Source organism: Hymenobacter sedentarius, from assembly GCF_001507645.1.
GTDB lineage: Bacteria > Bacteroidota > Bacteroidia > Cytophagales > Hymenobacteraceae > Hymenobacter > Hymenobacter sedentarius.
Window position 1 is genome coordinate 4,074,651 of record NZ_CP013909.1, and the last position, 12,296, is coordinate 4,086,946.

Genomic DNA, 12,296 nt, shown 5'->3' on the forward strand with positions numbered 1-12,296 from the left:
CTGTTCTCATAATTCCTCATTCTTAATTCTTCATTAAAAATGTACGGTTCCGCCAGCACCCACGACCAGCCGACTACCGCCACTACCGGCTTGGAAAACGAAGACCCCATCCTGCTGGCCGAGTTTGAGGCTCGCATTGCGCGGGGCGAGAAAATTGAGCCAAGCGACTGGATGCCGGCCCTCTACCGCAAGCAGCTCACCCGCATGATTGAGCAGCACGCGCACTCCGAAATCATCGGCTCGCTGCCTGAAGGCACCTGGATTACGCGGGCGCCCGGCTTCCGCCGCAAAATGGCCCAAATGGCCAAAGTGCAGGACGAAGTGGGCCACGCGCAGCTACTGTACTCGGCGGCCGAAACCTTGGGCAAGACCCGCGAGCAGATGCTCATCGACCTGATTAACGGCAAGAGCAAGTACTCCAACGTCTTCAACTACCCCACGCCGACTTGGGCTGACTCCAACGTTATTTCCTGGCTGATTGACGCCGGCGCCATCGTAAACCAGCTCGCCAACGCCAAGGGCAGCTACGGCCCCTACTGCCGCGCCCTCGACCGGATTTGCGCCGAGGAAGCCTTCCACCTGAAGTATGGGCACGACGCCGTGGTACACATGGCCACCGGCACGCCCATTCAGCGCAAGATGATGCAGGAGGCCCTCAACCGCTGGTGGCCCGCCATCATGACCTTTTTCGGCCCCTCGGACAAGATGAGCGTGCACACCGAAATCCTGATGCGCTGGAAGGTGAAGATGGCCTCGAACGACGAGTGCCGTAACCAGTTCCTGGACATGTACGTGCCCAAAATCTGGGAAATTGGGCTGACTTTGCCCGACCCCAACCTGCGCAAAAACGAGGTAACCGGCCAGTGGGAATTCACCGAGCCTGATTGGGAAGACTTTAAACGCGTGATTAACGGCGACGGCCCCTGCAACGCCGAGCGCATTGCCGTGCGCCGCGCCGCCGAGGAAAACGGCGCCTGGGTGCGCCGCGCCCTGCTCACACCCAAAACGCAGTACGTGCGCCCGCTGGCTTAATGAAGTTTTGAATGTTGAGGGGTGAATGTTGAATGCCTGGTTCAGCATCCTAACTCAACACTCACCCCCTCAACACTCAACCCTGCCTGGAATGATACACTCCCTCGACCCCCGCATGAACCGGCTGGGGCTGCCCGATGCGCCCGCCACGGCCGCTGCCAAAGAGGCCCTCGACCAGTTTGGCACCTATGAGGTGTTTCACCAGAAGAAGGAAGGCACGCCGTATGTGTACGTGGGGCCGGTGCACGCGCCCTCTGCCGACGTGGCCTTTCTGTTTGCGAAGGAGCAGTACAGCCGGCGTTTTGCTTGCACCGGCCTGTGGGTAGTTCCCACCTCGGCCATCACCGTGACGGCTTATGTAGGCGACCAGGAATCGGCGTATGACACGCTGCCACTGCTGCCCACCAGCCAGGCGCCTACCACTCCTCCCATCGACGACACCGCCGAAGAGGAAGCTGCCTACGCGGCTGGCGAGGAGGACTACGACGTTTTCCACCTCAAGAAGCGCGGCAAGGCCCACCAGCACGTGGGTAAGGTGCGGGCCAGTTCCCCAGCCGACGCGCTGCAAGTAGCCAAGGCGGTTTTTGGCGAGCAGCGGCCCGTGGTGAACGTCTGGGTGGCGCGCTCCGCTGACTTTCTGCGTTCCGACGACGAGGACCGCGACATCTGGGCCACCACTCCGGAAAAAAAGTACCGCGACGCCATTTCGTACAAGGTGCAGGACCGCATCGAAAAGTTTAAGCAAGAAGGGCTCAGGCAGGCGGAAGCGTAAGCAACTGGCAGTTGCTTGTTGTACCTCTTCTACTTCCTTGCCCTCTCCGAATCATTAGTTAACCCCTATGTCGCTGACTTTCCAAGACCCGAGAATCGACCTGCTGTATCGCCTCGCCGACGACCAGCTTATTCTGGGCCACCGCAACTCGGAATGGAACGGCCTGGGCCCCATTCTGGAGGAAGACATTGCCTTTTCGAGCATGGCCCAGGACAAGCTTGGTCATAGCCTGCAAATGTATTCCATGCTGCACGCGCTGGGCGAGCCCGAGCCCGACACGGTAGCCTTCACGCGCAACGCGCCGCAGTTTCACTGCTGCCAGCTGGTGGAGCTGCCCATTGGCGAATACGATTTCAGCCTCACCCGCCACTTCCTTTTCGACCACGCCGAGCTGCTGCGCTTCGAGGCGCTGGCCAGCAGCAGCTACGAGCCGCTGGCCCAGGTAGCCCGCAAACTACGCGGCGAGCTCAAGTACCACGCCCTGCACGCCAACACGTGGATGAAACGCTTGGGCACGGCCACGGAAGAGGCCATTGAGCGCATGCAGCGCTCGCTGAACTTCACGCTGCCCTATGCCTTGGGCATTTTTGAAAAGACGGAAACCGAGCCGGAAATTATTAGCTCCGGGCTGTTTGTTGGGGAGGATGAGCTGAAAAACCGGTGGCTGGAAAGCATCAGCAAAGTACTGGGCCAAACTGCCCTAGACATGCCCGATGTAAACACCCTAACACCCGTGTTTGGTGGGCGCCACGGCCAGCACACCGAGTTTCTGCAGCCGCTGCTGGATGAAATGGCCGAGGTGTTTCGCCTCGACCCCACTGCCGATTGGTAAACCCTGATTTCATGCCCGTTACCGCTCCTGATAAAGCCCAAATTCTCGACTGGCTGCAAGCTGTGAATGACCCGGAGATTCCGACGATTTCACTGATTGACCTGGGCGTGGTGCGCGGCGTGGAGGTCGACGAGGCCACGGGCAAGGTATCGGTGCACCTCACGCCTACGTTTGCGGGCTGCCCGGCCATGGACTACATGAAGCGCGACGTGGAGCGCACGCTGCTGGCGCACGGCGTGCCCGCCGTGGAAGTCGACATCAGCATGCGCGAAGCCTGGACCTCCGACATGCTCACCGAAGCCGGCCGGCAGGCCCTGCGCCAGCACAAGCTCTCGCCGCCGCCAGTGCTCGGCAACCAGGTGCTCGACCTGGATTTTCTGGAGTATGCGGAGTGCCCGAACTGCCACGGCAACAATACGGAGCTGCGTACGCCGTTTGGGGCTACGCTGTGCCGCGCCGTGCACTACTGCCACGACTGCCGCCAGCTGTTTGAGCAATTTAAGCCGGTGTAGCTTTGCCCAACTGGCTGTTTACCCCATTCTGTTTTTGCAATGCCTACTCCCCTAGTTTCTCCGGTGAAATCAGCAATTTTTTGCATCCTGATACTCACGGGCTGCGCGGCCTCGTGCAAGCGGGCAGGCTCTGAAGCCGTCGTGCTCAACCCGGCTTCGGCCGCGGCCGTGAAAACGCAGTTCGACGTGCTGCGCGACTCCGTGAACGTGAAGTGGAACACCATGACGGCCAGCGACGACCAGCGCATTGGCGTCACGCGGATGCTGCTGCACGAGCTAAAGGGCCGCGCCGGCATGGACGCCGCCCAACTGAAAGGCCTGGAAAGCGCCAACGCCAAGCTCAAAACCCGCCGCTACAGCCAGCAAACCATGGCCAGCTCGGACCTGATTGACCAGTACGACACCGCTCAGGACTCCCTAATGCGGGCACTTATGCCCGTAGCGGCTCCCAACGGAACCGCTCCAACCGAGGCCGCCCGCAACTACGTGGAAGGCCTGCAGCAGCTCGACGCCGGCGTGATTGGCTACCGCGTGCAGTACGACCAGGCCGCCCGCCAATACAACGACTACCTCAAGCTCCACCAGGCCGAGTTGGAGTCGCTGGGCGGCAAATATGCGAAACTGAAGCCGCTGCCGCTGTTTGAACTGCAGCACTAAGCAGCTATTTGCATTAATTATTGGGATACAATCAGGGTGTAGAGACGCGACACTTGGCTACGCCGACCTTCGGTTCGCGTCTCCTCGCATGCGTGCTGTCCAGGCTTCGCTCAACCAGGAGACGCGAAGTGTCGCGTCTCTACACCCTGATTGGTAATTGCAAACACTCACTTCAATGCATTCTTGACGATTACGGGATACTGGTGAGCCTGCGCGTGAGCATTTTGGATGAAGGATATTGAAAATTGAGCTGGATAATAACGGGATGCAACTATTACGTATATTCCAGTATCAGCTACTAAATAATCAGCCACATAACCTCAACCGCTATGCCCACCGCTTCTCTTTTTCGTCGGCTGATGCCTGCACTGCTGCTGGCTGGCCTTGCCCTCAGCTCCTGTGAGCACCGCAAAGACTGCGACCCCAAGCCCAAGCGCAAGTGCGGAACCGCCGCGCCCACTACGACGCCCCCAGCCGGGAATTCTTAATTGAGCCGGGTTTCAGCAGACCCGTTTCACCAATTAGCCCAACAACAAGAAGGCCGGCAAATTTGCCGGCCTTCTTGCGTTTAGCGAAAAATCATCTGCTTACAACGCTGCCATTTCCTCGCGCACAAAGTCCGCCAGGGTGCGCAGGTAATCGGTGCTGAAATCGAAGCGAATGCCGGCGGCCGCATAAATCTGGCCGATAGGCGCGGTGTAGCCCAGTGCCAGGGCACGCTTGTAGGCGGCCAGGCCTTCGGCCGGGTTCTGGCGGTAGTTGCGCCACACGGCAATGGCCCCGAGCTGCGCCATGGCGTACTCGATATAGTAGAACGGCACTTCGTAGAGGTGCAGCTGCTTCTGCCAGAGGTAGGGCTTGAAGTCTTCCAGCCCCGTCCAATCCACAGTACGTTGGTTGAACTCGTCGAACACTTCCACCCAGCGGTTATGGCGCTCAGTTTCGGTGTGGGCGGGGTTTTCGTAAATCCAGTGCTGGAATTTATCGATGGTGGCCACCCAGGGGAAGGTTTCGAGCACGCTTTCGAGGTGGGTTTTCTTGGCCCGGCGCAGGTCCTCGGCGTCGGGGAAAAACACGTGCCACTGGTCCATGCTCATCAGCTCCATGCTCATTGAGGCCAGCTCGGCTACTTCCGACGGCGGGTGCTTGTCGGCGCCCAGCGGCAGGCCGCGGGTGAGGAAGGAGTGCACGGCGTGGCCGCCTTCGTGCAGCATGGTCACCACGTCGCGCAGGGAGCTGGTGGCGTTCATGAAGATGAAGGGCACGCCGGTTTCGTCCAGCGGGTAATTGTAGCCGCCGGGGGCTTTGCCCTTGCGGCTTTCCAGGTCGAGGTGACCCATGTGGCGCATAGTGCGCAGGCAGTCGCCGAGGTAGGAGTCGAGGTTCTGAAAAACTGTGATGGTTTTTTCCAGCAGTTCTTCGCCGGTGCCGAAGGGGCGCAGTGGCGGTTGGCCGCTGGGGTCCACGTCGAGGTCCCAGGGCCGGAGCGCTGGCAGGTTTAGGTCCTGGCGCCGCTCGAGGTCAAAGTCGTCGATGAGTGGCACCACCGTCTCGCGGATGGCCCGGTGGAAATCAAAACAGTCCTGCGGCGTGTAGTCGAACCGGCCCAGGGCGGCAAACATGTAGTCGCGAAAGTTGGCAAAACCCGCATTCAGGGCCACCTGGTGGCGCAGGCCCACCAGCTCGGTAAAGAGCTGGTCGAGGGGCTCGGCATCCTGCACGCGGCGGGCCTGAATGGCGCGCCAGGCGGTTTCGCGCACGTTGCGGTCGGGGCTTTTCAGCCGGTCGGCGGCCTGGGGCAAGGTAAGTTCTTCGCCATCCAGCGTCACGTTCATTGCGCCCACCGTGGCCGCGTACTGCTGCTGCTTGGTGCTGATTTCGGTTTTGAGCGGAATGTTCTCGACCCGGTAGATTTCCGAGGCCCGGCGCACCGAGCGCAGAAACACGCCGTAGCGGCGCTCGTCGAGCCCGGCCAGGTGCGGCGAGGCCAGCATCTTCTCGTTCAGGGCGTGGTCGAAGGGCGCCACCTGGGGCTCCACCTCGTTCACAAAATACTGGAAGGCTTCGGCCCGGGTGGCATCCTGCGTGTCGCAGGTCATGCGGATGTAGCGCCAGGCCAGGTCTTCGCTAAGCACGGATTCCAGCTCCGAGCGGTCGAGCAGCCAGCGCTCAAGCTCCGCCGGGGTGTGAATCGGCCGGTCCTGCAGCTCCTGGAAAAAAGGCTCAATGGCAGCCCAATCGGTTACCAGAAAATCCTCGGGCAAGTATTGGCGCGGCGGCCGGCTCGTGTCAGTAGCCGACGCAGCGGTAGGTTCAGCAAGTAGCATCATGATACAATAGTAGTAGAATGGACCCGGGCGGGGAGTGCCGAGGCCATAGCCTTTACCTTACGAAACAATTAACGCACCGGACGAAAGTTTTCCCTCATGGATTGGGGCGCGGGCGTAAAAACACCCGGGCCGGCCGAGCTTTTTAAGGCTATTAAATTAACCAATTTCAATCACAACGTCGTCCGTCATGGGATGGCCCACACAGGTCAGCACGTAGCCCTGCTTCATCTCCGAATCGGACAGGCCTTCGCGCTCGTCCAAATGCACTTTGCCGCTCAAGCACTTGCCGCGGCAAGCCGTGCACAGGCCGGCCTGGCAGGAATACGGCAGGTCGATGTCCTGGTCGAGGGCGGTTTCGAGGATGGTTTTGCCGGCGGGCACTTCGATAACGTACTCGCTGCCTTCGTACTGAATCGTGACGGAGCGGGTGCTCTTGGTGTCGTCGCCGGGGCTGTCGGAGACGTCGCCGTGGCCGTTGGGCTGGCCGGCCGCGGCCTCGGCGGTATCGGCACTGGCCACAAAGCTTTCGCGGCGGATGCGGGCCTCGGGCACGTTGAGCAGGTCGAGGGCGGCGCGGGCTTCGGCCATCAGGCCTTCGGGACCGCACATGAAGTATTCGGCCTGCTCGGCCGGAAACTGGTGGCGCTGCTCCAGAATGCGCAGTATCATGGTGCGATTGAGCCGGCCGGTGTGGCGGTGGGCCCCGCCGGGCTTCAGGGGCTGGCTGTACACGTGCTCTACCTGCACGCGGCCCTTGGTGCTGGCTTCCAGGTCATCGAGCTGCTTCTGAAAAATCACCGATTCCTCGTTGCGGTTGCCGTAGATGAGCAGCACGTGGCTGTTGGGCTCCGTATTCACCACCGCCTTGAGGATGGACATGAGCGGCGTGATGCCTGAACCCGCCCCAATGAGTACCAACGAGCGGGCCGCCTTGGGGCTGGGGCTGAGGGTGAAGTTGCCCAGCGGCTCCATCACTTCGATTTGCTGGCCCACCTCCACGGTATCAAGCAAATAGTTGCTCACCAAACCGCCCGGTACGCGCTTCACCGTGACCGACAGGCGTGGGGCCTCGTGCGGCGTGCTGCTCAGGGAGTAGGCGCGGCGCTCTTTTTTACCGCCGGCCCCGCAGGGTACAATCAGCGTCAGAAATTGGCCGGGCCGGCTGGCAATGGGCTGGCGGTCGGGCCGCTCCAAGTGAATGGTGATAGAATCGGCGGTTTCCTGGGTCAGCGCAACAACAGTCAGGTTTTGGTAACTCATGCGGGGAAGAGATGGAGGTATTGAGGAGTCTACGTATGTACGCAGCCGGCAGGCTCCCGAACTTTATAAATGACAAAAAACAAGCGCAGGCCACGGCACCGGCAGCCCAACTTCGGCCGCAAAGGTAACTTGCCACGCGGCTGCCGATTAACAGTCATCTCCTGGAAACTGTTGATGGGCTTCCGCAACGTTTCCACTCACTCCACTCCGCGCCCTTGTCCCTCGCCTCCCTCCTACTGCGCCACCAGGCCAGCTTCGGTCCCGTACTGCCCGTCGACCTCAGCGGCCCCGCTGTCACCCGCCTCGATTTCACAGATAACAACCCGCTGTTAGCCCAAGCCGACCTGCGCGACACGGCCGCCTTCGAGCAGTTGGTAAACACCATGCTGGCCCAGGCTGGCGCCACCATCGGCATCGGCGGCTACCTCGAAAACCGGGTTATTTATCGGCGCAGCCAGCATTTCGGCCCCGGCCAGGCCGAAGAAGCCCGCTCCCTGCACCTGGGCGTCGATGTCTGGATTCCGGCGGGCACGCCCTTGCTGGCGCCCTTGCCCGCCCAGGTCCACAGCCTGGCCGACAACGCCGGCTTCGGGGATTACGGCATCACCGTCATCCTCCAGCACGAGTTGGAAGGCACCATTTTTTATACCCTCTACGGCCACCTCAGCCGCCTGGAGTGGACGGCGCTGCGCGTGGGCCAGCGCCTTGAGCAAGGCCAGGCCTTCGCCTCCGTTGGCCCGTATCCCGAAAACGGCGACTGGCCCCCGCACCTCCACTTCCAGATAATGGCCGACCTGCAGGGCCGGGTAGGCGACTTCCCGGGCGTGGCCCGGCCCTCGGAGCGGGAGGCGTGGGCCGCGCTGTGCCCCGACCCAAATCTGGTGCTGCAGAGTAGCGTGTTGGCCTAGGCCTGCTGTTCTGCTGAGCTAGCTCAATCCGGCGGAACCTCACCCCCGGCCCCTCTCCCGCGGAGAGGGGAGCCGAACGTTAACCAATCAAAAGCCCCAACTCAATTTTGAGCTGGGGCTTTCCATTCGATGAACTTGAGCTAAAACCTGAGCCGCCGTGGCTCCCCTCTCCGCGGGAGAGGGGCCGGGGGTGAGGTTCCCCAGCAAAACGAGCTGAAAATCCTTAGTCGAACTTAATAGCCACCACCGGCTTAATCCGCGAAATCAAATAAGTCGGAATCAGCACGGCCAGCAGCGAGGCGACGAAGGTGGCCAGGTTCATCATCAGGAGCATGCGCGGGTCCCAGGAAATCGGCACCCGGTCCATGTAGTAGTTCTCGGGGTCGAGGGGAATGACGTGGAAGTAATACTGCAGGGCGCAGAAGCCCACGGCTATCACGTTGCCAATGAGCATGCCGCGCACCGTGAGCGACAGGCCGCGGTAGAAGAACATTCGGCGTATCTGGTTGTCGGTCGCGCCCAGGGCCTTGAGGACCCCAATCATGTTGGTGCGCTCCAGAATCATGATAAAAATGGTGGCCACCATGTTGAACGTGGCCACGAAAATTATCAGTATCAAGAAGATAATAACGTTGCGGTTGAGCAGCTGCAGCCAGTCGAAAAGCTGGGCGTACTGGTCCGTGATTTTATCAATCTTAAGGTCATAGGGCAGCCGCTCGTAGAATTTATCGGCGGTTTTGTCCAGGGTTTTGAAGTCCTTCAGCACCACTTCCATGCCGCCCACCAGCGAGTCGGGCCAGGCGGGGGAATTGAGCTCCCGAATCTGGCGGATGTCGCCAATCACGTACACCTCGTCAAACTCGTCGAGGCCAGTGGAATAAATGCCGCTGACCCGGAATTGCCGAATGCGGGGCGGGTTCTGAATAAAGTAAAACAAGGCCTTGTCGCCCACCCCCAGGCGCAGCTTGTCGGCCACTTTGCGCGAAATCAGCACGTCGTCGCTGGCCGCCGAGTCGGGAAAGCTGAGGAACTTGCCCGCCACCAGGTTGGCGCGCATCGGCGACTTTCCGTCGCTTTCCGAAATGCCTTTCAGCACCACCCCCAGCACCTCTTCCTTGGTTTTGATGATGGCCGTCTTCACCGCGAAGGCCTGCGTGGCCTTAACCTCCGGAAACCCATGCAGCTCGGCCACCAGCCGCGGCCCGGCAATGGGCGCCACTTCCAGGGAGTTGTTGGTGTCGTAGCGCGTGATTTGCAGGTGCGCCCCAAACGAGAAAATCTTATTCTGAATCTCGTTGCGAAACCCCTGGAGGATGGCAAACGACACCACCATCACCGCCAAGCCCATGGCAATGCTGATGATGGCTATTTTTGTGACCGAAGACGTGAACGAACCGGAATCGGCTCCTCCGTCAATCTTGTGCGAAATGTAGCGGGCGACGTTCATTATTCGACTGTAAAGCTACGTTTTGAACGCGTACCGGCCACGCTACTGTCCTGCTAGCCCGGCGCGGCGTCAAGCTGCGCCGTATTTTTAGCCCTTCCCACCCCCTATATGCTCAGTATTTCAGTTAAAATCACCTTGTCGTTGCTGCTGGCTCTGCCGGCTTGCGGCACCACGCGGCCCGCTGCTACGGCAGCTGTTTCTCCGGAAGCACCTGCTGCTCAGCCGGTAGTTACGCCCGGGAGAACGCCGCCCGCCGCTTCGCGCATCGTGGTAGGGGCCGAGCGCCTGGAGAAATACCTGCCGCAGCTGAAAAACAAGCGCGTTGGGCTGGTTATCAATCAGACTTCGCGGGTGGGCAATGCCTTTTTGGTCGATACGCTGCGGGCACGGGGCGTCAACGTGACGGCCATTTTCGCCCCTGAGCACGGCTTCCGCGGCGAAGAAGCCGACGGGGCCACCATTAAGGACGGGCGCGATGCCCGCAGCGGCGTGCCCGTGCGCTCGGTGTACGGCAAAACCAAAAAGCCCACCCCCGAGATGCTGGCCGATGTCGACGTGCTGGTATTCGATATTCAGGACGTGGGCGCCCGGTTCTACACCTTCATCAGCACGCTGCACTATGTGATGGAGGCCGCGGCCGAGCAAAACAAGCCGGTGCTGGTGCTCGACCGCCCCAACCCCAACGGCGACCTGGTGGATGGGCCCATTCTGGAGCCGGCCCACAAATCCTTCGTCGGCCTCGACCCGCTGCCCATTGCCCATGGCCTGACGGTGGGTGAGTTGGCCAATATGATAAACGGCGAAAAATGGCTGGCGGGCGGCCAGCGCTGCCGCCTCACGGTGGTGCCCGTAGCGGCGGGCTACACCCACGCCACGGCCTACCACCTGCCCGTGCGCCCCTCCCCCAACCTACCTACCGACCAATCGATACGGCTGTACCCCAGCATTTGCCTGTTTGAGGGCACCAACGTGAGCGTGGGCCGGGGTACCAGCACACCGTTTGAAGTCATCGGCAGCCCGTCGCAGCCGGCCACGCGGCCGTTTTCGTTCACCCCCAAGCCCAACGCCGGCTCGCCCGCGCCGCCCCTCAACGGCCAGCTTTGCTACGGCCTGAATCTGGCAGATGCGCCCGCGCGCGAATCGTCGGGCCTCGTGCTTAAATACCTGCTCGATTTCTACCAGCAAAGCACCGACAAGGCGAATTTCTTCGGCAAGTACTTCGAACAGCTTACGGGCACGCCGGCGCTGCGCCAGCAAATTATTACCGGCAAAAGCGAAGCGGAAATCCGCAGTTCCTGGCAGCCGGGCCTGGATAAATTCAAAACTCTGCGCCGCAAGTATCTGCTGTACCCGGAGCGGTAGCATAACTCCGCTTGTCGTGCTAATTAATCGGCTGTCATGCTGACGAAGGAAGCATCTTATCAGGTTCGGACGAATCGTTTCAACGTGATAAGATGCTTCCTTCGTCAGCATGACAAAAGGCGCGGGCAAGATGCTTCGCGGCGCTCTGCATGACACACCTTATTTATAAATAAAGATTCTCCTGACTTCTCTTTCATGCTGAACATCGTCTTCATGGGTACGCCCGATTTTGCAGTGCCCACCCTGGAAAGCTTACTGGCCTGGCCGGGCGGCCGCGTGGTCGCCGTGGTGACGGCGCCCGACCGGCCCGCGGGGCGGGGGCGCCAGCTGCAGGCTTCGGCCGTGAAGGTGGCGGCCGAGGCCCACGGCTTGTCCGTGCTGCAGCCCACCAACCTGAAGTCGCCGGAGTTTCAGGCAGAGCTGAAAGCCTACGGGGCAGATTTGCAGGTGGTGGTGGCCTTCCGCATGCTGCCTGAGGCGGTGTGGAACATGCCGCGCCTGGGCTCAATCAACATCCACGCGTCGCTGCTGCCGCAGTACCGGGGCGCCGCGCCCATTAACTGGGCCCTAATGCACGGCGACACCGAAACCGGCGTTACCTCCTTTTTTCTGCGCCATGAGATTGATACAGGCGACCTCATTTTGCAGGACCGGGTAGCTATTGCGCCGGAGGACGATTTCGGCAGCTTATACAACAAGCTGAAGGTTGCCGGCGCAGCTCTGGCACGGCGCTCCGTCGAAGCCATTGCTGCCGGCAACGCGCCCAGCACGCCCCAGGAGCAGCGCGACGATTTGCGCGCCGCTCCCAAAATTCAAAAGGAAACGGGCCGGCTCGATTTTACCCGGCCCGCCGCCGAGTTGGTGAATTGGGTGCGGGGCCTCTCGCCCGTTCCCACCGCCTTCGCCACCCTGCCCGACGACCGCACCATCAAGATTTTCCGGGCCCAGGCCGTAGCCCCCGACCCGGTGGCTCAACCGCTGGCCGCACCCGGCACCTGGGCGTCGGATGGCCGGCACTACCTGCGCGTAGCCGCCGCCGATGCCTGGCTCGACCTGCTGGATGTGCAGCTCGAAGGCAAGAAACGGCTGCCCGTAAAAGAGCTACTGCTCGGCTTTAAGCTGCAGTAGAAAGGAAGGCTAGGACATCTGCGCCGGTCACTGGTTTTATAACACAACTGACAGCG

General features: G+C 61.0%; 12 protein-coding genes. 9 read left to right on the top strand and 3 right to left on the bottom strand.

Translation table 11 applies throughout. The features are described 5' to 3' along the window. Positions 1-39 precede the first annotated feature (39 nt). The 6 genes from paaA (at position 40) to AUC43_RS21080 (ending at position 4,293) form a co-directional block, all read left to right on the top strand. Positions 40-1,032, top strand: coding sequence for a 1,2-phenylacetyl-CoA epoxidase subunit PaaA (gene paaA, locus AUC43_RS16815; protein ID WP_068196324.1), 993 nt, complete (start codon positions 40-42; stop codon positions 1,030-1,032). A gap of 91 nt (positions 1,033-1,123) precedes the next feature. After that, positions 1,124-1,804, top strand: a complete 681-nt coding sequence (locus tag AUC43_RS16820) for a phenylacetic acid degradation b (RefSeq protein ID WP_068196326.1) — start codon at positions 1,124-1,126, stop codon at positions 1,802-1,804. A 67-nt stretch (positions 1,805-1,871) separates the two neighbouring features. After that, positions 1,872-2,636, top strand: coding sequence for a 1,2-phenylacetyl-CoA epoxidase subunit PaaC (gene paaC / locus AUC43_RS16825; RefSeq protein WP_068196328.1), 765 nt, complete (start codon positions 1,872-1,874; stop codon positions 2,634-2,636). 11 nt (positions 2,637-2,647) lie between these two features. Next, positions 2,648-3,148 (top strand): 1,2-phenylacetyl-CoA epoxidase subunit PaaD, encoded by a 501-nt coding sequence (paaD, locus tag AUC43_RS16830; protein WP_068198797.1) that lies wholly within the window; start codon positions 2,648-2,650, stop codon positions 3,146-3,148. 39 nt (positions 3,149-3,187) lie between these two features. Next, complete coding sequence (locus tag AUC43_RS16835; protein ID WP_157781139.1) at positions 3,188-3,805, top strand: hypothetical protein; 618 nt, start codon at positions 3,188-3,190, stop codon at positions 3,803-3,805. Positions 3,806-4,134: 329 nt separating this feature from the next. Then, positions 4,135-4,293, top strand: coding sequence for a hypothetical protein (locus tag AUC43_RS21080; protein ID WP_157781140.1), 159 nt, complete (start codon positions 4,135-4,137; stop codon positions 4,291-4,293). Positions 4,294-4,392: 99 nt separating this feature from the next. Here the strand turns inward: AUC43_RS21080 and AUC43_RS16840 are convergent, their stop codons facing one another. Next, positions 4,393-6,135, bottom strand: a complete 1,743-nt coding sequence (locus tag AUC43_RS16840) for a M3 family oligoendopeptidase (RefSeq protein WP_233254036.1) — start codon at positions 6,133-6,135, stop codon at positions 4,393-4,395. A gap of 156 nt (positions 6,136-6,291) precedes the next feature. Beyond that, entirely contained in the window at positions 6,292-7,395 is a 1,104-nt protein-coding gene (locus AUC43_RS16845; protein ID WP_068196333.1) for a ferredoxin--NADP reductase, read from the bottom strand. Between the two features lie 215 nt (positions 7,396-7,610). Here AUC43_RS16845 and AUC43_RS16850 point away from each other — a divergent pair, with 215 nt between their 5' ends. Next, the gene (locus tag AUC43_RS16850; RefSeq protein ID WP_068196335.1) at positions 7,611-8,303 is read left to right on the top strand and encodes a peptidoglycan DD-metalloendopeptidase family protein; all 693 of its coding nucleotides are present in this window, start codon (positions 7,611-7,613) and stop codon (positions 8,301-8,303) included. A 223-nt stretch (positions 8,304-8,526) separates the two neighbouring features. Here the strand turns inward: AUC43_RS16850 and AUC43_RS16855 are convergent, their stop codons facing one another. Beyond that, positions 8,527-9,750, bottom strand: a complete 1,224-nt coding sequence (locus AUC43_RS16855; protein ID WP_071885953.1) for an ABC transporter permease — start codon at positions 9,748-9,750, stop codon at positions 8,527-8,529. 108 nt (positions 9,751-9,858) lie between these two features. On the opposite strand from AUC43_RS16855, the gene AUC43_RS16860 reads away from it, so the two are divergent. Beyond that, entirely contained in the window at positions 9,859-11,112 is a 1,254-nt protein-coding gene (locus AUC43_RS16860; protein WP_068196336.1) for an exo-beta-N-acetylmuramidase NamZ family protein, read from the top strand. A gap of 195 nt (positions 11,113-11,307) precedes the next feature. Further along, positions 11,308-12,240, top strand: a complete 933-nt coding sequence (gene fmt, locus AUC43_RS16865; protein ID WP_199243462.1) for a methionyl-tRNA formyltransferase — start codon at positions 11,308-11,310, stop codon at positions 12,238-12,240. Positions 12,241-12,296 lie beyond the last annotated feature (56 nt).

What these genes read in the sequence shown, in the direction of transcription:
- paaC (WP_068196328.1), top strand. Translation starts at nt 1,872, where the DNA reads ATGTCGCTGACTTTCCAAGACCCGAGAATCGACCTGCTGTATCGCCTC.
- AUC43_RS16860 (WP_068196336.1), top strand. Translation starts at nt 9,859, where the DNA reads ATGCTCAGTATTTCAGTTAAAATCACCTTGTCGTTGCTGCTGGCTCTG.
- AUC43_RS16855 (WP_071885953.1), bottom strand. Translation starts at nt 9,750, where the DNA reads ATGAACGTCGCCCGCTACATTTCGCACAAGATTGACGGAGGAGCCGAT.
- AUC43_RS16840 (WP_233254036.1), bottom strand. Translation starts at nt 6,135, where the DNA reads ATGATGCTACTTGCTGAACCTACCGCTGCGTCGGCTACTGACACGAGC.
- AUC43_RS16820 (WP_068196326.1), top strand. Translation starts at nt 1,124, where the DNA reads ATGATACACTCCCTCGACCCCCGCATGAACCGGCTGGGGCTGCCCGAT.
- fmt (WP_199243462.1), top strand. Translation starts at nt 11,308, where the DNA reads ATGCTGAACATCGTCTTCATGGGTACGCCCGATTTTGCAGTGCCCACC.
- AUC43_RS16845 (WP_068196333.1), bottom strand. Translation starts at nt 7,395, where the DNA reads ATGAGTTACCAAAACCTGACTGTTGTTGCGCTGACCCAGGAAACCGCC.
- AUC43_RS16835 (WP_157781139.1), top strand. Translation starts at nt 3,188, where the DNA reads ATGCCTACTCCCCTAGTTTCTCCGGTGAAATCAGCAATTTTTTGCATC.
- paaD (WP_068198797.1), top strand. Translation starts at nt 2,648, where the DNA reads ATGCCCGTTACCGCTCCTGATAAAGCCCAAATTCTCGACTGGCTGCAA.
- paaA (WP_068196324.1), top strand. Translation starts at nt 40, where the DNA reads ATGTACGGTTCCGCCAGCACCCACGACCAGCCGACTACCGCCACTACC.
- AUC43_RS21080 (WP_157781140.1), top strand. Translation starts at nt 4,135, where the DNA reads ATGCCCACCGCTTCTCTTTTTCGTCGGCTGATGCCTGCACTGCTGCTG.